At 71.0% G+C, this 19713-nt stretch carries 13 protein-coding genes; 4 read left to right on the top strand and 9 right to left on the bottom strand.

Going from position 1 to position 19713, the window contains the following annotated elements; genetic code table 11:
- Positions 1-140: 140 nt before the first annotated feature.
- Together pruA and ACFVDP_RS29375 are read right to left on the bottom strand one after the other, a co-directional pair.
- Complete coding sequence (gene pruA, locus ACFVDP_RS29380) at positions 141-1772, bottom strand: L-glutamate gamma-semialdehyde dehydrogenase (RefSeq protein WP_383496210.1); 1632 nt, start codon at positions 1770-1772, stop codon at positions 141-143.
- Positions 1773-1840: 68 nt separating this feature from the next.
- Positions 1841-2767, bottom strand: a complete 927-nt coding sequence (locus ACFVDP_RS29375) for a proline dehydrogenase family protein (protein WP_383496018.1) — start codon at positions 2765-2767, stop codon at positions 1841-1843.
- A gap of 194 nt (positions 2768-2961) precedes the next feature.
- On the opposite strand from ACFVDP_RS29375, the gene ACFVDP_RS29370 reads away from it, so the two are divergent.
- On the top strand, positions 2962-4122 hold the full coding sequence (locus ACFVDP_RS29370) for a PucR family transcriptional regulator (protein WP_383496015.1): 1161 nt from the start codon (positions 2962-2964) through the stop codon (positions 4120-4122).
- On the opposite strand, the gene ACFVDP_RS29365 is transcribed toward ACFVDP_RS29370, so the two are convergent.
- Complete coding sequence (locus tag ACFVDP_RS29365; protein ID WP_383496012.1) at positions 4119-4775, bottom strand: TetR/AcrR family transcriptional regulator; 657 nt, start codon at positions 4773-4775, stop codon at positions 4119-4121. The two genes, ACFVDP_RS29370 and ACFVDP_RS29365, sit on opposite strands and share 4 nt — an antisense overlap.
- A 161-nt stretch (positions 4776-4936) precedes the next feature.
- Between ACFVDP_RS29365 and ACFVDP_RS29360 the strand changes: the two genes are divergently transcribed.
- Complete coding sequence (locus tag ACFVDP_RS29360) at positions 4937-5353, top strand: Dabb family protein (protein ID WP_383496009.1); 417 nt, start codon at positions 4937-4939, stop codon at positions 5351-5353.
- Between the two features lie 7 nt (positions 5354-5360).
- On the opposite strand, the gene ACFVDP_RS29355 is transcribed toward ACFVDP_RS29360, so the two are convergent.
- On the bottom strand, positions 5361-5933 hold the full coding sequence (locus ACFVDP_RS29355) for a TetR/AcrR family transcriptional regulator (protein ID WP_383496006.1): 573 nt from the start codon (positions 5931-5933) through the stop codon (positions 5361-5363).
- Positions 5934-6043: 110 nt separating this feature from the next.
- Here ACFVDP_RS29355 and ACFVDP_RS29350 point away from each other — a divergent pair, with 110 nt between their 5' ends.
- Together ACFVDP_RS29350 and ACFVDP_RS29345 are read left to right on the top strand one after the other, a co-directional pair.
- The gene (locus ACFVDP_RS29350; protein ID WP_383496003.1) at positions 6044-7561 is read left to right on the top strand and encodes an MFS transporter; all 1518 of its coding nucleotides are present in this window, start codon (positions 6044-6046) and stop codon (positions 7559-7561) included.
- 196 nt (positions 7562-7757) lie between these two features.
- Positions 7758-10715 (top strand): helix-turn-helix transcriptional regulator, encoded by a 2958-nt coding sequence (locus ACFVDP_RS29345; protein ID WP_383496000.1) that lies wholly within the window; start codon positions 7758-7760, stop codon positions 10713-10715.
- A gap of 45 nt (positions 10716-10760) precedes the next feature.
- On the opposite strand, the gene serA is transcribed toward ACFVDP_RS29345, so the two are convergent.
- From serA to ACFVDP_RS29320, 5 genes are all read right to left on the bottom strand, one after another.
- Entirely contained in the window at positions 10761-12362 is a 1602-nt protein-coding gene (gene serA / locus ACFVDP_RS29340) for a phosphoglycerate dehydrogenase (protein WP_383495997.1), read from the bottom strand.
- 279 nt (positions 12363-12641) lie between these two features.
- Positions 12642-13643 carry a ketol-acid reductoisomerase gene (gene ilvC / locus ACFVDP_RS29335; RefSeq protein ID WP_383495994.1) on the bottom strand — a complete coding sequence of 334 codons (1002 nt, stop codon included), beginning with the start codon at positions 13641-13643 and terminating at the stop codon, positions 12642-12644.
- 94 nt (positions 13644-13737) lie between these two features.
- Positions 13738-14265 (bottom strand): acetolactate synthase small subunit, encoded by a 528-nt coding sequence (gene ilvN / locus ACFVDP_RS29330; RefSeq protein WP_018531297.1) that lies wholly within the window; start codon positions 14263-14265, stop codon positions 13738-13740.
- Positions 14266-14291: 26 nt separating this feature from the next.
- The gene (locus ACFVDP_RS29325; protein WP_383495990.1) at positions 14292-16157 is read right to left on the bottom strand and encodes an acetolactate synthase large subunit; all 1866 of its coding nucleotides are present in this window, start codon (positions 16155-16157) and stop codon (positions 14292-14294) included.
- A 254-nt stretch (positions 16158-16411) separates the two neighbouring features.
- A complete protein-coding gene (locus tag ACFVDP_RS29320; RefSeq protein ID WP_383496207.1) occupies positions 16412-19210 on the bottom strand; it encodes a putative bifunctional diguanylate cyclase/phosphodiesterase in 2799 nt (932 codons plus the stop codon).
- Between the last annotated feature and the right edge of the window lie 503 nt (positions 19211-19713).

Genomic DNA, 19713 nt, shown 5'->3' with positions numbered 1-19713 from the left:
GTCGGGGTAGGTGATTTGTTGCCGTGGGGGGGGGGGGGCCCCCCCGCGACCAGCCACGACGAGAGCCGCACCCGAAAAGAAAAACACCGCCCCCGGCCGAAGCGGGGGGTCCTGGCCGGGGGCGGGGTGTGCGGGGGCGGTCAGCCCATGTGCGGGTACGGGTAGTCGGTCGGCGGAACCAGCGTCTCCTTGATGGCGCGGGTCAGCGTCCACCGCATCAGGTTCTGCGGCGCACCGGCCTTGTCGTTCGTACCGGAGGCACGGCCACCACCGAACGGCTGCTGCCCGACGACGGCACCGGTCGACTTGTCGTTGATGTAGAAGTTGCCGGCGGCGTAGCGCAGCTTCTCCATCGTGTACGCGGCCGCGGCGCGGTCGTTGGCGATGACCGAACCGGTGAGCGCGTAGTCGGAGACCGACTCCATCTGCTCCAGCATGGCGTCGTACTGGTCGTCCTCGTAGACATGGATCGCGAGGATCGGGCCGAAGTACTCGGTCGTGAAGACCTCGTTGGCCGGGTCGGTGCACTCGATGACGGTCGGGCGCACGAAGTAGCCGGTCGAGTCGTCGTACGTGCCGCCCGCGACGATCGTGCAGGACGCGTCGTCCTTGGCGCGGTCGATCGCGGCCTTGTTCTTGGCGAACGAGCGGTCGTCGATCAGGGCGCCGATGAAGTTCGACAGGTCGGTGACGTCACCCATCTTGATGCCGTCGACCTCGGCCGCGAACTCCTCCTTGAACCCGTCGTTCCAGATGGACGCCGGGACGTAGGCGCGCGAGGACGCGGAGCACTTCTGGCCCTGGTACTCGAAGGAGCCGCGGGTCAGGGCCGTCTTGAGGACGGCGCGGTCGGCGCTCGGGTGGGCGACGACGAAGTCCTTGCCGCCGGTCTCGCCGACGAGGCGCGGGTAGGTGCGGTACTTCTCGATGTTGGTGCCGACCGTCTTCCACAGGTGCTGGAAGGTCTTGGTCGAACCGGTGAAGTGGATGCCGGCCAGGTCGCGGTGGTTGAGGGCCACCTCGGAGACGGCGAGGCCGTCGCCCGTCACCAGGTTGATGACGCCCTTGGGGAGACCGGCCTCCTCCAGGAGCTTGAGGAGCAGCACGGCGGCGTGCGTCTGCGTCGGGGACGGCTTCCAGACCACCACGTTGCCCATGAGGGCGGGGGCGGTGGGCAGGTTGCCCGCGATGGCCGTGAAGTTGAACGGCGTGATCGCGTAGACGAAGCCCTCCAGCGGGCGGTGGTCCATGCGGTTCCACACGCCGGTGGAGTTCGCCGGGGGCTGCTCGGCGAGGATCTGGCGGGCGTAGTGGACGTTGAAGCGCCAGAAGTCGACGAGCTCGCACGGGGTGTCGATCTCGGCCTGCTGGGCGGTCTTCGACTGGCCGAGCATGGTCGAGGCGGCCAGCGTCTCGCGCCACGTGGTGGAGAGCAGTTCGGCGGCGCGCAGGATGATCGCGGCGCGGTCGTCGAAGGCCATCGCGCGCCAGGCCGGGGCCGCGGCCAGGGCGGCGTCGACCGCGTCCTGGGCGTCCTGGGTCGTGGCGTTGGCGTACGTGCCGATGACGGCCTTGTGGTTGTGCGGCTGCACGACGTCGAAGCGCTCGCCACCACCCATCCGCTTCTCGCCGCCGATGGTGCAGTGCAGCTCGATCGGGTTCTCGGCCAGTTCCTTGAGCTTGGCCTCCAGGCGAGCGCGCTCCGGGGTACCGGGGGCGTAGCCGTGCACCGGCTCGTTGACCGGGGCGGGGACCTGGGTCACGGCGTCCAGCGTCATGGGTCCGTATCTCCTTCGGGGGGTCGGGGGAGTTGGGGACTGATCTACGAAAGCGGTGGGGCTCAGCCCTTGGTGAGGATCGAGCGGCCGAAGAACAGCAGGTTGGCCGGCTTCTCCGCGAGGCGGCGCATGAAATAGCCGTACCAGTCGGTGCCGTACGCGGTGTAGACACGCATCCGGTGGCCCTCGGCGGCGAGCCGCAGGTGCTCCTCGCTGCGGATGCCGTAGAGCATCTGGAACTCGTACTCGTCCAGCTTGCGCCCGGCCTGGCGGCCCAGCTCCTGCGCGATGGAGATCAGGCGCGGGTCGTGGGAGCCGATCATCGGGTACCCGTCGCCCTCCATGAGGATGCGCATGATCCGGACGTACGCCTTGTCGATCTCGGCCTTGTCCTGGTACGCGACCTCGGCGGGCTCCTTGTAGGCGCCCTTCACGATGCGCACGCGGCTGCCCGCGGCGGCCAGCCGGCGGGCGTCGTCCTCGGTGCGGAAGAGGTAGGACTGGATGACGCAGCCGGTCTGCGGGAAGTCCTTCCGCAGCTCCTCGTGGATGGCGAACATCGAGTCGAGGGTGGTGTGGTCCTCGGCGTCGAGCGTGACCGTGGTGCCGATGGCGGCGGCGGCCTCGACGACCGTACGGACGTTGGCGAGCGCCAGCTCGTGGCCGCCCTCCAGCGCCTGGCCGAACATCGACAGCTTCACGGACATCTCGGCCTGCGCGCCGAGGCCGAGGTCCTTGAGGTGCTCGATCAGCTCCAGGTAGGCGTCGCGGGCGGCGTTCGCCTGCTCGACGGTGGTGATGTCCTCACCGACGACGTCGAGGGTGACCTCCAGGCCCTTCGACGCGGCATCCTGAACGACCGGGATCACGTCGTCGACGGTCTCACCCGCGATGAAGCGGTCGACGACCTGCTTGGTGCCCGGCGCCGCCGACACGAAGGCGCGCATCTTGTCGCTGCGCGACGCGGCGAGGATCAGGGGAGCCAGCACGGGGCACCTCCATGGAGCATGAGTTGCGGATAGGCCGAACCCCTACAAAGCGTAAAAAGCGGGAACGGCACGTGGAACCACCGTGAAATCTAAGGATCCCTCCGATCCTGTGCCATTGACAGCTGTCACGCATCTGTGGCCGCCACCTCAGACATCTGTATGAAGAGACGCCCGGGGTGGGTGAGAATGGTGGGGTGAAAGGCGACTACCAGGAACTGGTCGACGAGATCTCGGCGCTGCTCGGCGCCCCCGCGACGCTGGAGAACCGCGATTTCCGGCTGATCGCGTTCGGCCAGCAGGTCAGCGCCGACGAGTACGACGAGGCCGCGCTCGACCCGGTCCGCACCCGCTCGATCCTCACGCGCAGCTCGACGCCCGCGGTCCGCGCCTGGTTCGAGGGCTTCGGCATCGCCCGCGCCACGGAGCCGGTGCGCATCCCGGCGACCCCCGAGGCGGGCGTCTACCGGGGCCGTATCTGTCTGCCCGTGCGCCATCGGGGGTTCGTGCTCGGCTACGTATGGCTCCTGGACGACGAGCCGGGACCCGCCCAGGAGCAGCTGGACGCGGCGATGGAGGTCGCCGGCCGGATCGGCGCTCAGCTGGCGGACGAGGCGCAGGCGGGCGCCGACCTGACCCGCGAGTTCCACTCGGTGCTGACCGCCGAGCGCGGCTGGCAGCGGGACATGGCGGTGGCCGCGCTGCGTACGGCCCTGGGCACGCGGGCCGACGGGCTGCACACGGTGGTGTGCGTGGCACCGTGGCCGTCGGCCGATCCGGACGACGCGCCGTCGGTCCGCACCCTCCCGGCGGCGGACGCGCTGTGCACCGTCCCCTGGGGCACCACGGGCCAGTGCCTGGCGCTCCTTGTAAGGCTGCGCTCCTCCGAGGTGCTGGCCCCGGCGCTCACGGCGGCGGAGAAACTACGCACCCGCGCGGGCGCAGGCCCCGTCGCCGCCGGTATCGGCGCCCCCCGCACCGACCTGGCCGAACTCGCGACCTCCTGGCACGAGGCGCAGGCCGCCGCCCGCACCGCCCTGGCCAATCCGCGGCTCGGCCCCGACGCCCAGTGGTCGGCGATCGGCCCCTACCGCCTGCTGACGGCGCTGCCCGCAGACTCGGCGCACGACCCGACGCTGACCGCGCTGCTCTCCCCCACTCACCGCCAACTGGCGCACACCGCCGAGGTGTTCCTCGACTGCGCCGGCCAGGCGGGCCGCACGGCGGCGGCGCTCGGCATCCACCGCCAGACCCTCTACTACCGCCTGTCCCGCGTCGAACAGCTCACCGGCCTCGACCTGGACGAGGGCGAGGACCGGCTGCTGCTGCACATGGGGCTGAAGGCGGCGGGGCTCTAGGGGCCCGCTCCCCCATAGGCCAGCAGAAACGTGTCGACGGCCGACCGTGCGATCTCCCGCCTCTCGGCGGCACCGACCGTCCGTGTGCCGAGGCGCGAGCGGTTCTCCATGGGGCCGGTGAGCAGGGCGAGGAACTGCTCGGCGGCGCGCGCCGGGTCCTCGGTGCGCAGCCGGCCGGCGAGGGCGAGGCGGGCGAACCGGTCGGCCAGCGCCTCGCCGAGCCGCCCCGACGTCCGGCCCTGCACGACCTCCGCCAGATCGGGGAACGTGGTGAGCTGCGCGTACGTCAACGCCCGCAGTGCTCCTGCCCGTTGGCCGCAGCACACCTTCAGCAGCCGGTGGCCGGTGTCCTCCAGGGCGGCCCGCAGGTCGTCGCCCCGGGCGCGCAGGCGCTCGACGACGGCGAGGTTCTCGGCCATGACGAGATCGGCGGCGGCCGCCATCGCATGCCGGAACAGGTTCTCCTTGTCGCCGAGGTGGTTGTAGACGGTCGGCTTGGCGACCCCGGCCTCCTCGGCGATCTCCTGCACACAGGCCTGCGCGTAGCCGCGCCGCGCGAACACGGCGAAGGCGGCGTCGAGGATGGCCTGCCGCTTGTCGATGCGGCCGCGGGGCGCGGGGCGTCCTGCGGCGGCCGTGGTCACTGGTGTCACGGCGGCAGACTACCGGGCACCCGGGGCGAGTTGAACCCGCGAGTTCATTTTCCGGAACTGGTGACTTTTGACCGAGCAGGCCACTAACTTGAACCCGCGAGTTCATATTTGCGAGGTCATATTCGCGAGTTCATGCCGAGGAGATCCGGGAGGAGCGTCACATGATCGTGAACACCCTGCGGTTCAGCTTCAGGGACGGCACGTCGGAGGCGGAGAAGGAAGAGGTGCTCGCCGCGATGCGCAGGACGGCGAGCACGGAACCGGTCGCGTTCGCGACCGTCGGCCAGTACATGGGTGATCCCTCGGAGGGCTTCACGCACGTGTACTGCGCGGGAGTCCCCGACCTGGCGGCGCTGGAGCGCTACCTGCACGAACAGGTGCACATCGACGGGGACCGGCTGATCATCCCGCACCTTCAGCAGCTCGCCGCGTTCCGCTTCTCCGACGATCCCGACCCGGAACTCGACGGCAAGATCCTCGCCCTGCACGCGCGCAAGGTCGAGATGTACCCGGAGTGGGGCCGCCTGCTGGACGCGATCCCGGGCGCGAAGGGCTCCTTCGGCGACGGCACGGCCTGACCGTCGCCTAGCGGGTGGCCTCCAGCAACTGCCGGAGCCCCTCGGTGAGTTCATCGGCGCTCGGCGAGTAGCCCGGGTCGAAGGTGTGCTGGGCGACGAGTCCGATGACGAGCACCGAGAAGAACTTGCCGAGGGTGTCCACGCTCGGGTCGTCGGCCGGCGGCTCCTCCCCCATGACCATGCCGATGAAGCCGCGCCCGGCCTCGCGCTGGGCCGCCGCCATGTGCTCGCGCAGGGTCGGCATCTTGTCGCCCATGACGATGAGCTCCATGCTCAGGTGCCAGATGGTGCCGGGCTTGTCGAGGCTGTCGGTGATGCCCCCGACCACGGCCCTGATCCGCTCGAACGAGCCGTGGGCGCCGGGCAGTTCACCCCCCGGCCCGCCCCACTCCTCCGCGGCCCCCTCGGCCAGCGCCACGTAGGCCTGCGCGAGCAGCGCGTCCTTCGACCCGTAGTGATAGCCGATGGACGCCAGGTTCGCCCCCGACTCCTTGACGATGTCGCGCGCGGTCGTCCGCGCGAACCCCTTCTCCAGCAGGCAGCGCTTGGCGCCCTCGAGCAGATCTTCGCGGTGTCCCATGCGGTGCACCGTACCCCGGATCCATACGGCCGTCCTATACCAACGTTTTACACAGCCGTTCTATACACCCGTACTAGACAACCGTTTAAGACGTCCGTACAGTCCTGCTCATGACGAACCCGACGAGCACCACCACGGCCCCCAACTCCCTTGCGGGGCGCAAGGAATGGACCGCGCTGATCGTCCTGATGCTGCCGCTACTGCTGGTCTCCATGGACGTCTCGGTGCTCTACTTCGCGATCCCCCAGATCAGCGCCGACCTGGCGCCGACCGGCACCCAGCAGCTGTGGATCTTCGACATCTACGCGTTCGTGCTCGCCGGGCTGCTGATGACGATGGGCTCGCTCGGCGACCGCATCGGGCGCCGCAAGCTCCTGCTGAGCGGCGCGGTGGCCTTCGGCGCCGCCTCGGTCTGCGCGGCCTACGCGAACAGCGCGGAGATGCTCATCGCGGCCCGTGCCGTGCTCGGCATCGGCGGGGCCACGCTCATGCCGTCCACGATGGCGCTGGTGCGCAACATGTTCCGCGACGCGGGGCAGCGGGCGAAGGCCATCGGCATCTGGTCCGGCGTGATGACCGGCGGGATCGCGCTGGGCTCGGTGATGAGCGGCATCCTCGTCGAGCACTTCTGGTGGGGCTCGGTGTTCCTGGTGAACCTGCCCGCGATGGTCCTGCTGCTGATCCTGGCCCCGATCCTGCTCCCCGAGTTCAAGGACCCGGACCCCGGCCGCTTCGACCTCGTGAGCGTCCCGCTGTCGATGGCCGCGGTGCTCCCCCTCGTCTACGGCATCAAGGAGATCCCCTCCGAGGGCTTCGAGCCGCGGTACGTCGTGTCGATCGTCGTCGGCGCGGTCTTCTCGCTCCTCTTCGTCCGCCGCCAGCGCCGGTCCGCGTCGCCGCTGATCTCCCCCGCGCTGTTCCGGCACCACGGCTTCGGCCCGGCCGTGCTGCTCAATCTGATCTCGGCGTTCGCGATGCTGGGCTCGGCGTACTTCACCACGCAGTACCTCCAGGCGGTCCTCGGCAAGAGCGCTCTGGAGGCGGCCCTGTGGGCCCTGCTGCCCAGCGTCCTCATCGGCTGCGCCGCGCCCGTCGCCACCGTCCTGGTCCAGCGCGGTGTGCACCGCTCCACCGTGGTCGCGATCGGCTTCCTGACCAGCGCCTGCGGCTACGGGCTGCTGGCCCTCACCGGCACCGACTCCCTGTGGACCGTCCTGGCGGGGGCCGGCGTCCTGGCCTGCGGCGCGGTCATCGTCGGGTCCCAGCTGACCGATCTGGCGCTCGGCGCGACCCCGGCCGAGAAGGCGGGCGCGGCGTCGTCCCTGCTGGAGACCGGACAGGAGTTCGGCGGTGCGCTGGGCATGGCGGTTCTCGGCTCGATCGGCACCGCGGTCTACCGGCACGATCTGGCCGGCGCCCCGGCCGAGGCCCGGGAGACGCTGGGCGGGGCGCTCGCCGTCACCCGGCACCTGCCGGGCCGCGCGGGCGAGACGCTGCTCGCCACTGCGCGGGAGGCGTTCACCAGCGGGATGCACGTGGCGGCGTTCGCCGGGATCGCGGTGCTCCTGGCAGCGGCCCTGCTGGCGGCCCGGGCCCTGCGCGACGTCTCCGGGCCGGCACCGCACTGACCTGTCGTCGGGTGCGGCTCTCGTCGTGGCTGGTCGCGCAGTTCCCCGCGCCCCTGGAGTGCGCACTTCGTGCGGCATCTCCATCAGGAGGCGGCGCGAAGCGCCTGCCTCAGGGGCGCGGGGAACTGCGCGACCAGCCCCCACCGGAGCCGCAGACGAACGACAACCCCGGCGCCGGGCATGCCAGGATGGACACGTGGCACAAACATTCGGTACGCCGTTGATCGGCCGGACGGACGAACTCGCCCGGCTCACCGGCGTCCTGGAGCGAGCCGCAGCCGGCGACCCCCGCGCCGTCCTGCTGGCCGGAGACGCGGGCGTAGGCAAGACCCGCGTCCTGACAGAGGCGGCGGCGCACGCGGCCGCCACCGGCACCACCGTCCTGACCGGCCACTGCGTGGACCTCGGCGACGTGGGCCTGCCGTACCTGCCGTTCACCGAGATCCTCGGCGCGGCGGCGGCCGACGAACGGCTCGCCCCGGCCTTCGCCGCGCACCCCGCGGTGAACCGCCTGATCGGATCGGCCCCGGGCACCGCACCGGACCCCGGCTCCCGCCTCCAGCTCTTCGAGGGCATCGCGGGCCTCCTCGCCGACCTCGCCGACCTGGCCCCGCTCCTGCTCGTCCTCGAAGACCTGCATTGGGCCGATCAGTCCTCCCGCGACCTGCTCCGCTTCCTGCTCAGCCGGGGCGTCCTGCAACGGCCGGCCCCCGGCGGCCCGCCCCGCCGCCTCGCGGTCTTCGCCTCGTACCGCACGGACGACCTGCACCGCCGCCACCCCCTGCGCCCTCTGCTCGCCGAGCTGATCCGGCTGCCCGCCGTCGACCGCCTCGACCTGCGCCCGCTGGCCGACGCGGACGTCGCCCGGCTCGTGCGCGCGCTGGGCACCGGCCCGGTCGACGACGGCACGGTCCGCCGCATCGTCGACCGCGCCGAGGGAAACGCCTTCTACGCCGAGGAGTTGCTCGCCGCGCTCCCCGGCGACGAGGGCCTCGGCGGCCTCGGTGACGTGCTGCTCATCCGCATCGAGCAGCTCACCGAGACCACCCAGCAAGTGCTGCGCACGGCGGCCGTCGCGGGCCGCCGGGTCGGGCACGAGCTGCTGCGCGACGCCGTCCGACTCCCCCTGGAGGAGCTGGAGTCGGCGCTGCGCGAGGCCGTCGGGCACCAGCTGCTGCTGCCGGGCGACGACGGGACGTACACGTTCCGGCACGCCCTCACCCGCGAAGCCGTGTACGCGGACCTGCTGCCCGGCGAACGGGTCCGGCTGCACGGCCTGTTCGCCGAGCTGCTCGGCCGCCCGGGCCACCCGCCCGAGAGCGCGGCGGAGCGCGCCCACCACTCGCGCGAGAGCCACGACCTGGCCGACGCGCTGACGGCCTCCCTCGAAGCCGCCGAGCACGCCCAGCGCGTCGGCGCGCCCGCCGAGGAGCTCCGCCATCTGGAGAGCGCGCTCGACCTGTGGGCCGCGGTGGACGCGCCCGCCCACCCCGCGGACACCGACCCGGTCGCCCTCACCCTGCGCGCCTCGGCCGCCGCCGCCCACGCGGGGGACCCTCACCGCGCGGTCCAGCTCACCCGCTTCGCGCTCGACCGGGCCGGCCCGGACACCGACTCCGAACTCGCGGCGCGGGTGCGCTACACCCTCGCGGGCAACCTGATACGGATCGACCACCTGGAAGCCGCGTTCACGTACAGCAGCGAGGCGCTCGCCCTGATCCCGGCCGAGCCCCCTTCCCGTACGTGGGTGTGGGCGGCCGCGACCCATGTCCTGGCCGCGCGGAACGTGGGCCGCGACGAGGACGCCGAGCGGGTCGCCCGACAGGCGCTCGACATCGCCGAGCGGCTCCACATGGCCGACGCCCGGGCCGATTTGATCGTCTCGCTGGTCGGCCTGTCCCCGCACAACCGGCGCACCGCGCAGGGCCGGGAACGGCTGGTGCAGGCCCGTGACCTGGCCCGCGGCGCCGGCAATCTCCCGGTGGAGATGCGGGCGCTCTACAGCCTCGCCCTCGGCTGCTACGAATCCGGGGACATGGACGCCTGCCTGACCTGGCTCGGCGACGGCCTGGACCGCGCCCGCCGCGCCGGGCTGCTCTCCTCCCCGTACGCCCTGGAGCTGCGCTATCTGCAGTCCCTGCTGCTCTACACGCTGGGCCGCTGGGACGAGTGCGCGCGAGCCGCCGGCGCCGACGCCGAACTGCTGCCGACCGCGGGCGGGTTCACGACCGCGCCCGCGCTGTACGTCGCCCTGGCGCGCGGCGACCTGGACGCGGCCGTCGCGGGGGCCCGCACCCTGTTCGACGGAACCTTCGGGAACAGTGACTGGATGACGACGCTCGTCGCGAGCATCGTGCTGACCGACGCGGCGGCCCTGCGCGGCGCCGCCGAGGAATGCGTGCAGCAGCTGCGGACCTCGATCGAGGCGCTCGTGGAGAGCACCGGGATGCCCGACGTCGTGGTGCGGCTCGCCGCGCTGGCCCTGTCCGCGGTCGCGGACGCGGCCGAGGCGGCCCGGATGTCCGCCGACACGGAAGGCGCCGAGCACTGGGCGCGGACCGCCGGGGAACTGGTGGAGCTGGCCCGGACCACGGCGGCCCGGGGCGAGGACGGCACCCCCCAGGGCCCCGAGGGCCAGGCCTGGCTGGCCCGCGCCGAGGCGGAGCACGTGCGGGCCACCACCGGCCCCGACACGGCGGCCTGGGAGCGGGCCGTGACGGCGTTCGGCTACGGCGATCCGTACGAACTGGCCCGCTGCCGCAGGCGGTTGGCCGAGGCCCTGCTCACCGCCGACCGCCGCGAGGAGGCCGCCGAGCAGGCGCGCGCGGCCCTGGACACCGCCGTGCGGCTCGGCGCCGTGCCGCTGCGCGAGGATCTGGAGGCCCTGGTCCGGCGGGGCCGCCTCGCCCCGACCATGGCCGCCGGGGACCGCATCGCCGCGCTGACCGCCCGGGAGAGCGATGTGCTGCGGCTGCTCGGCCGCGGGCGCACCAACCGGCAGATCGGCGAGGAGCTGTTCATCAGCGGCAAGACGGCGAGCGTCCACGTCTCCAACATCCTCGCCAAGCTGGGCGCCGCGAGCCGCACCGAGGCCGTCGGCATCGCCTACCGCGAGGGCCTGATCGAGCGCGCCGAGGCCGGCGGGAACGGCTGAGGGCCGGGCCACCGTCAGGCGACCCGGCCCTCAACCGCGCTTCTGTCAGACGAGGTTGACCGAACGCGCCGAGGCGGCGCCGATCTCCGCCGCCAGCTCGGTCAGCACGGCCTGCGGGACGGTGTCGTCGACGGTGAGGACGGCGAGGGCCTCGCCACCGACGTCGGCACGCGAGACCTGCATGCCCGCGATGTTGATCCCGCCCTCGCCGAGGACGCGGCCCACGGTGCCGACGACACCCGGGCGGTCCTCGTAGCGCAGCACGACCATGTGGTCGGCGAGCGCCAGGTCCACGTCGTACTCGCCGACGGCGACGATCTTCTGCAGGTGCTTGGGGCCGGCCAGCGTGCCGGAGACCGAGACCTCCTGGCCGTCGCTGAGGGTGCCGCGCACCGTGACGACGTTGCGGTGGTCGGGCGACTCGGACGACGTCGTCAGGCGCACCTCGACACCGCGCTCCTGCGCGAACAGGGGGGCGTTCACGTAACTCACCGTCTCGTCGACGACGTCCTCGAACACGCCCTTGAGCGCGGAGAGTTCGAGCACCTTCACGTCGTGCTGGGTGATCTCGCCGTACACCTCGACGTCGAGGCGGACCGCGACCTCACCGGCGAGCGCGGTGAAGATCCGGCCGAGACGCTCGGCGAGCGGCAGGCCCGGCTTGACGTCCTCGGCGATGACGCCGCCCTGCACGTTCACCGCGTCGGGCACGAGCTCGCCGGAGAGCGCGAGGCGCACCGACTTGGCGACCGCGACGCCCGCCTTCTCCTGCGCCTCGTCCGTGGAGGCGCCGAGGTGCGGGGTGCAGACGACCTGGTCGAACTGGAAGAGCGGGGAGTCCGTGCAGGGCTCCTTCGCGTACACGTCGAGGCCGGCGCCGGCGACGCGGCCCTCCTTGAGCGCCGAGTACAGCGCCTCCTCGTCGACGATCCCGCCGCGCGCGGCGTTCACGATGCGCACGCTCGGCTTGACCTTGTGCAGCGCCTCGTCACCGATGAGACCGAGGGTCTCGGGGGTCTTCGGGAGGTGCACGGTGATGAAGTCGGAGACCTCGAGCAGCTCGTCGAGCGTGAGGACCTTGACGCCCATCTGCGCGGCGCGCGCGGGCTGCACGTACGGGTCGTACGCGACGACCTTCATGCCGAACGCGGACATGCGCTGCGCGACGAGGGCGCCGATGCGGCCGAGGCCGACGACACCGAGGGTCTTCTCGGCGAGCTCGACACCGGTGTACTTGCTGCGCTTCCACTCGCCGGCCTTGAGGGCCTGCGAGCCCTGCGGGATGTTGCGCGCGGTGGCGATGAGGAGACCGCAGGCCAGCTCGGCGGCGGTCACGATGTTCGACGTCGGGGCGTTGACGACCATCACGCCGGCCTTGGTGGCGGCGGACACGTCCACGTTGTCCAGGCCGACGCCGGCTCGTGCGACGACCTTCAGCTTCTTCGCGGCGGCGATGGCCTCGGCGTCGACCTTGGTGGCCGAGCGGATCAGGATCGCGTCGACGTCGGCGATGGCGGGGAGGAGTTCCGCGCGGTCCGCTCCGTTGCAGTGCCGGATCTCGAAGTCCGGGCCCAGGGCGTCGACAGTCGCGGGCGACAGCTCTTCAGCGATGAGTACGACGGGTTTGCCGTTGGCAGCAGTGCTCACGTGAGTCCTCACAAGTCCCAATGCGGACGGCCGTCCCGACGGCCGCAAGCGGTGGAGGGGTGGGTGCATGGCCGCGTGGAAGACGCACGACGCTGTGGGCCCGACGCGAATTAGTTCTGCAGTCTAGTGGCGCGAGGGAGATGGTCTTACGCCTCCCTGGAAGGATCACCCGTCCGTGGCTGGACGGGTTGGACAACCCGGCCACGATCGTGTGCCCGTGCCATGGAGAACCCATGGCGAACGGGGCCGCGGCGTGTGCCGCGGCCCCGTCCCGAAGGCTTACGCCTCCTCGTTGTCCACCCAGCTCATGAGCTTGCGCAGCTCCTTGCCGGTGGTCTCCAGGAGGTGGTTCTCGTCGGCCGTCTTGTACTCGTTGTACTTCTTCAGGCCGCCGTGGTACTCAGCCATCCACTCGCGGGCGAAGGTGCCGTCCTGGATCTCGGCGAGGACCTTCTTCATCTCGGCCTTGGTGGCGTCCGTGATGATCCGCGGGCCGGTGACGTAGTCGCCCCACTCGGCGGTCTCGGAGATCGACCAGCGCATCTTCTCCAGGCCGCCCTCGTACATGAGGTCGACGATGAGCTTCAGCTCGTGGAGGCACTCGAAGTACGCGATCTCCGGCTGGTAGCCGGCCTCGGTCAGCGTCTCGAAACCGGCCTTGACCAGGGCGGCGGTGCCACCACAGAGGACGGCCTGCTCGCCGAAGAGGTCGGTCTCGGTCTCCTCGGTGAAGGTCGTCTTGATGACGCCGGCGCGGGTGCCGCCGATGCCCTTGGCGTACGACAGCGCCAGCTCGAAGGCCTTGCCGGTGGCGTCCTGCTCGACGGCCGCGATGCACGGAACGCCGCGGCCCTCCTCGTACTGGCGGCGCACCAGGTGGCCCGGGCCCTTGGGGGCGACCATGCAGACGTCGACGCCCGCCGGCGGCTTGATGAAGTCGTAGCGGATGTTCAGGCCGTGGCCGAAGAACAGCGCGTCGCCGTCGTTCAGGTTGTCCTTGATGGACTCCTCGTAGACCTGCGCCTGCAGCGGGTCCGGGACGAGGATCATGATGACGTCGGCCTCGGCGGCGGCCTCCGCCGGGGTGACGACGCGCAGGCCCTGCTCCTCGGCCTTCGCCTTGGACTTGGAGCCCTCGTGCAGACCGACGCGCACGTCGACGCCCGAGTCACGCAGGGACAGCGCGTGGGCGTGGCCCTGGGAGCCGTATCCGATCACCGCGACCTTGCGGTTCTGGATGATGGACAGGTCGGCGTCGTCGTCGTAGAACAGCTCGGCCACTGGGGTTCTCCTTGGTGTGCGGTGTTGCGTCCCACCGTACGGCGGGGTGCGGAAACGAAGTTTTCGGGTCTCGCTATGCGAGCACTCGTGAGGGTTACGCGCTGCGGTCGAGGGCGCGCAGGCTCCGGTCGGTGATGGAGCGCGAGCCGCGGCCGATCGCGATGGTGCCGGACTGGACGAGCTCCTTGATGCCGAAGGGCTCCAGCATCTTGAGCATCGCCTCCAGCTTGTCGCTGGAGCCGGTGGCCTCGATGGTGACGGCCTCCGGGGAGACGTCCACGGTCTTGGCGCGGAAGAGCTGGACGATCTCGACGATCTGCGAGCGCGTCTCGTTGTCGGCGCGGACCTTGGCGAGCACCAGCTCGCGCTGGACGGCCGCGCCGGGCTCCAGCTCGACGATCTTCAGGACGTTGACCAGCTTGTTGAGCTGCTTCGTGACCTGTTCGAGCGGCAGGTCCTCGACATTCACCACGATGGTGATGCGGGAGATGTCGGGGTGCTCGGTGACGCCGACGGCGAGCGAGTCGATGTTGAAGCCGCGGCGCGAGAAGAGCGCGGTGATCCGGGCGAGGACACCGGGCTTGTTCTCGACAAGGACGGAGAGCGTGTGCTTGGTGGACATGGTGAGGTTCCTTCTCCTGCGCTCTCTCAGTCTTCTTCGCTGTCGCCGAAGTCGGGGCGGACGTCCCGGGCGGCCATGATCTCGTCGTTGGAGGTGCCGGCGGCGACCATCGGCCACACCATGGCGTCCTCGTGCACGATGAAGTCGACCACGACGGGGCGGTCGTTGATCGAGTTCGCCTCCTCGATGCACTTGTCGAGGTCCTCGGGGCGCTCACAGCGGATGGCGTAGCAGCCCATCGCCTCGGACAGCTTGACGAAGTCCGGGATGCGGGTGCCCTTGTTCGGCGGGGTCTCGCCGTCGGGGCCCGCGTGCAGCACGGTGTTGGAGTAGCGCTGGTTGTAGAACAGCGTCTGCCACTGGCGGACCATGCCCAGGGCGCCGTTGTTGATGATGGCGACCTTGATCGGGATGTTGTTCAGGGCGCAGGTGGTCAGTTCCTGATTGGTCATCTGGAAGCAGCCGTCGCCGTCGATCGCCCAAACCGTCTGGCCCGGGGCACCGGCCTTGGCGCCCATCGCGGCGGGGACCGAGTAGCCCATGGTCCCGGCGCCGCCGGAGTTGAGCCAGGTCGCGGGCTTCTCGTACTGGATGTAGTGCGCGGCCCACATCTGGTGCTGGCCGACGCCCGCCGCGAAGATCGTGTCGTCGGGGGCGAGCTGACCGATCCGCTCGATGACCTGCTGCGGGGACAGGGAGCCGTCCGCGGGCTGGTCGTAGCCGAGCGGGTAGGTCTCGCGCCAGCGGTCGAGGTCCTTCCACCAGGCCGCGTACCGCGACTTGGCGGCCTCGCCCTGGTGGCCCTCGCTGTGCTCCTTCTGCACGGCCTGGACCAGGTCGGCGATGACCTCGCGGGCGTCGCCCACGATCGGCACGTCGGCGACGCGGTTCTTGCCGATCTCCGCGGGGTCGATGTCCGCGTGCACGATCTTGGCGAACGGCGCGAAGCTGTCCAGGTTGCCGGTGACGCGGTCGTCGAAGCGGGCTCCGAGGGCGACGATCAGGTCGGCCTTCTGCAGCGCGGTGACGGCGGTGACCGCACCGTGCATGCCCGGCATTCCCACGTGCAGCGGGTGGCTGTCGGGGAACGAACCGAGCGCCATCAGGGTGGTGGTGACGGGCGCTCCGGTGAGCTCGGCGAGGACCTTGAGCTCGGCGGTGGCGCGCGCCTTCATGACGCCGCCACCCACGTACAGGACGGGCCGCTTCGCAGTCGCGATCAGCTTCGCGGCCTCGCGGATCTGCTTGGCGTGCGGCTTGGTCACCGGGCGGTAGCCGGGCAGGTCCTGCTGCGGCGGCCAGGTGAACGTCGTCTTCGCCTGGAGGATGTCCTTCGGGATGTCCACGAGGACCGGGCCCGGGCGGCCGGTGGAGGCGATGTGGAACGCCTCGGCGATCGCCTTGGGGATGTCCTCGGCCTTGGTGACCAGGAAGCTGTGCTTGGTGATCGGCATGGTGATGCCGACGATGTCCGCCTCCTGGAAGGCGTCCGTGCCGATCGCCTTGGAGACGACCTGGCCGGTGATCGCGACCAGCGGGACGGAGTCCATCATCGCGTCCGCGATCGGCGTCACCAGGTTGGTGGCACCCGGACCCGAGGTGGCCATGCACACCCCGACCTTGCCGGTGGCCTGCGCGTATCCGGTGGCCGCGTGCCCCGCGCCCTGCTCGTGGCGGACGAGCACGTGGCGGACCCGGCTGGAGTCCATCATCGGGTCGTACGCGGGAAGGATCGTGCCGCCGGGGATCCCGAATACGGTGTCGACCCCGACCTCCTCAAGCGAGCGAATGAGGGACTTCGCACCCGTGACGTGCTCGACGGGGGCGGACTGCTGTCCTCCGGAACGGGGCCGCGGCTGCGGATGGTGGGCCCCGGTGGCCTGCTCGGTCATCGGCATTCTCTTCTCGATGCTGAGGGTTTTTGCGAGGTTTGTGCAGGGTGTTGCGAGTTGTCCTGGAAGTGCGTCCTGTGCCGGTGCAACAAAAAACCCCTCGTGCCGTGAGGCAAGCGAGGGGAGCGCGCCGGGTGCGGTCGCTGGGGATTCCGATGTCCGAACCGGTGGTCCCAGCTTCAGCCGACGCGCTTTCCAAGTACGAGAATTCGGGTGCGCATGGCACTGACCCTCCCCCCGGCGCCCAGTCACTGTCAAGTGGGTGGGACGGGAGTCTCATTATGTGAGCGCGGGGGCGGTCCGCCCACGAAGACCGGCTCGATCGGACCCAGCGGAACCGGGTACTCCCCCGAGACCAGCGCACGGCGCAGCCGGTACTCGTCGAGCGGCCCGGAGAACGCCATGCCCTGCCCGTGCGTGCACCCCATCGACCGCAGCGCCACGACCTGTTCGGGCAGGTCGACGCCGTCGGCCACGGAGGTCAGGCCGAGGTCTCCGGCGATCCTGAGCAGCCCGCTGGTGATCTTGTGGAGCCGGGCGGACTCGACGACGCCCTCGACGAGCGAGCGGTCCAGTTTCAGTACGTCGACGGGGAGTCGGCGCAGCGCCGTGATGGCCGCATAGCCGCTGCCGAATCCGTCCAGCGCGATCCGGACACCGAGCCTGCGCAGCGCCGTGAGCCGCCGCTCCAGCTCGTCCAGCGGGACTCTGGGGTCGCTGTCGGCGAGTTCGATGATGAGCGCGCCGGAGGGCAGCCCGTGCCGGGTCAGCAGCGCCTCGATGGAGCCGAGCGGCATGGAGCGGTCGAGCAGTCTGCGTGCCGTGATCCGCACGGCGACCGGGACGGCGTGGCCGGTGTGCCCGCGCTCGGCGGCCTGCTCGACGGCCTCCTCCAGCATCCAGCGCCCCAGTTCGGCGGTGCGGTCGCCGTCGTCGGCCACCCGCAGGAACTCGGCGGGGGTGAACAGGATGCCCTGCGCGGAGCGCCATCGGGCCTGCGCGGCGACCGCCGTGATCCGGCCGTCGTCGAGCGACACGATCGGCTGGTGCAGCAGCGCGAACTCGCCGTCGTGCAGCGCCGTGCGCAGCCTGGTCGCCAGCTCCGCCTTGCGTACGACATCGGCCTGCATCTGCGGTGCGTACAGCTCCACGCGCCCCTTGCCGGCCGCCTTGGCCCGGTACATGGCCAGGTCGGCGTTGCGCAGCAGCTCGCCCGCCGTGATCTCGGGCTCGGCGAACGCGACACCGATGGAGGCGGCGACGCGCACATTGTCGTGCCCGTCGATCGAGTACGGCTGGGAGAGCCTGATTCTCAGCCGGTCGGCCAGCTCGTAGATGTGCTGCTCCCTGGCGGTGTGGTCGCGGCTTCCGTCGCCGACGATCAGTGCCGCGAACTCGTCACCGCCGAGACGAGCCGCGGTGTCTGAGGCACGTACGGAGTCGGCCAGCCTTCTTGCCGCCTGCACGAGCAGTTCGTCGCCCGCCTGGTGGCCGATCGTGTCGTTGACCTGTTTGAAGCCGTCGAGGTCGATGAAGAGCACGGCGGTGCCGCGGTCCGTGGCCCGCCGCCCGCTCAGGGCCTGGCTGACCCGCTTGGTGAACAGCGCCCGGTTGGGCAGGTCGGTGAGCGGGTCGTGCTCGGCGTTGTGCTGCAACTGCGCCTGGAGGCGCACCCGTTCGGTGACGTCTCTGCTGTTGAGGATCAGGCCGCCGTGGTGGCGGTTGATCGTGGACTCCACGTTCAGCCAGGAGCCGGTGCCGGAGCGGAAGCGGCACTCGATACGGGTGGTGGGCTCCTCGACCTGGCTCGCGGCGAGGAACCTGCGCACCTCGTGCACCACCCGCCCCAGGTCCTCAGGGTGGATGATCGAGGCCAGCTCGGACCCGACGAGTTCCTCCGCGTCGCGGCCGTAGACCCCGGCGGCGGCGGGGCTGACGTATCTCAGCACCCCGTTCGGCGCGGCGATCATGATGACGTCGCTGGAGCCCTGCACCAGGGACCTGAAGTGGTTCTCCTTCTGGGCCAGTTCCTGGGTGAGCGTGATGTTGTCGAGCAGCATGATGCCCTGGCGCACGACGAGGGCCAGGACGACCGTGCAGGCGGTGAAGAGGACGATCCGGTCGACGCTGTGGCCGTTCAGGACGTTGTAGAGGATTCCCAGGGTGCAGACGGCGGCGGCCAGATACGGCGTGAGCGCGGCCAGCGAGCCGGAGATGGGCCGGGTGTAGCTGACCTGGTAGCGCCGGCCCGGGCTCGCGGGGTGCTCCTCCTGGGGCGTCAGGGCACCGCCCCCCACCCAGGGCGCGTACGCCATCAGCAGCGAACCGGCGAACCAGCCCGCGTCGAGGATCTCGCCCGAGCGGTACGTGGCGTGCAGCAGCGGCGAGGTGAACAGGGCGTCGCACATCACGGTGAGGGCGAGCGCGCCGATCGCCGTGTTCACCGCCGTGCGGTTGCCGGGCGAGCGCCGGAAGTGCAGGGCGAGGACCATGCTGACGAGCGCGATGTCGAGCAGCGGATAGGCGAGCGAGAGCGCGGTCCTGCTGACGCTCTGCCCCTCGAACTCGGCGGTGTGCGCGAGGGCGAGGCTCCAGGAGAGCGTGATCAGGGAGCCGGCGATCAGCCAGGCGTCGAGCGCGAGACAGATCCAGCCGGCCTTCGTCATGGGCCGCTTGGCGAGAACGAGCAGGCCGATGATGGCGGGCGGCGCGAAGCAGAGGAAGAACAGATCGGCGAGGCTGGGGCTGGGCACGGGCTCGTGGAGGACGAACTCGTACCACCCCCACACCCCGTTGCCCAGCGCGGCCATGAGCGAGGAGAAGGCGAAAAGCAGCCACGCGGGTCGAAAACGGCTGCGCCGGCTGCGGGCGTACAGGAAATTGGAGACGGCCGCGGTGGTGGCGGCGACGCTCAGTCCGAAGTCACCCATGAACAGGGCGATCCGGTCGGAGCCCCAGCCGAGCGCGGAACCGACGGCGTACCCCGCGCAGACCACGACGAGCAGCGCTTGCGGTCCCGCGCCGATCCGGTGGTCGGGGGTCCGGGCGGGCATCGGCCCGCCGGTACGCAGCGGGGTGCCGAGTGCCGCGGCCGGCGCCGCCTTGGCGGTCACCGTCCCGCCTCGGTCCGTCGGGCCGCCCCCACGTCTGTCTTGCCCTGCCCGGTCTGCGGATGCTTTCTGCGGCCGCCGCGCGGTCCGCTCCGGTACGTATGACTCCTGCGGCAGCCGGTACTTCGCCCGTGCACGGGCGTACGTGAGGACCGGCAGACCAGCCGTCGGCCCCGCCGCGTCGGATTGTGTGCCCATAGGCCGTGCATCGCCCGTCGCCCCCCTCGCAGTCCGTCACAAGTCCCCGGCGCCGCATGGTGTCGAGCGGCGCTGCCCCAGTCGGGACGATACACCAGTCTCGTCACTCAGGGACATAGTTCCTCTACTCTCCGTGACGACCAGCGACGATGGCGGCACGGGGTGCAGCCGGGCGGGCGCGGAGCGTCAGCACCCGGGGGCGGACGGTCGCACGGAAGTGGTCCGTGGGACTGCCGGGACACCGGTCG

It is taken from the genome of Streptomyces sp. NPDC057694 (genome assembly GCF_042799415.1).
Lineage (GTDB): Bacteria > Actinomycetota > Actinomycetes > Streptomycetales > Streptomycetaceae > Streptomyces.
Note: the sequence above shows the minus strand (reverse complement) of the source record. Positions and strands in the feature narration are given on the sequence as shown.

Coding starts and splice junctions, on each gene's coding strand:
- ACFVDP_RS29360 (WP_383496009.1), top strand. CDS start 4,937: ATGATCGTGAACACCCTGCGGTTCAGCTTCAGGGACGGCACGTCGGAG.
- ilvN (WP_018531297.1), bottom strand. CDS start 14,265: ATGTCCACCAAGCACACGCTCTCCGTCCTTGTCGAGAACAAGCCCGGT.
- ACFVDP_RS29350 (WP_383496003.1), top strand. CDS start 6,044: ATGACGAACCCGACGAGCACCACCACGGCCCCCAACTCCCTTGCGGGG.
- ACFVDP_RS29355 (WP_383496006.1), bottom strand. CDS start 5,933: ATGGGACACCGCGAAGATCTGCTCGAGGGCGCCAAGCGCTGCCTGCTG.
- ACFVDP_RS29320 (WP_383496207.1), bottom strand. CDS start 19,210: ATGCCCGCCCGGACCCCCGACCACCGGATCGGCGCGGGACCGCAAGCG.
- ACFVDP_RS29325 (WP_383495990.1), bottom strand. CDS start 16,157: ATGACCGAGCAGGCCACCGGGGCCCACCATCCGCAGCCGCGGCCCCGT.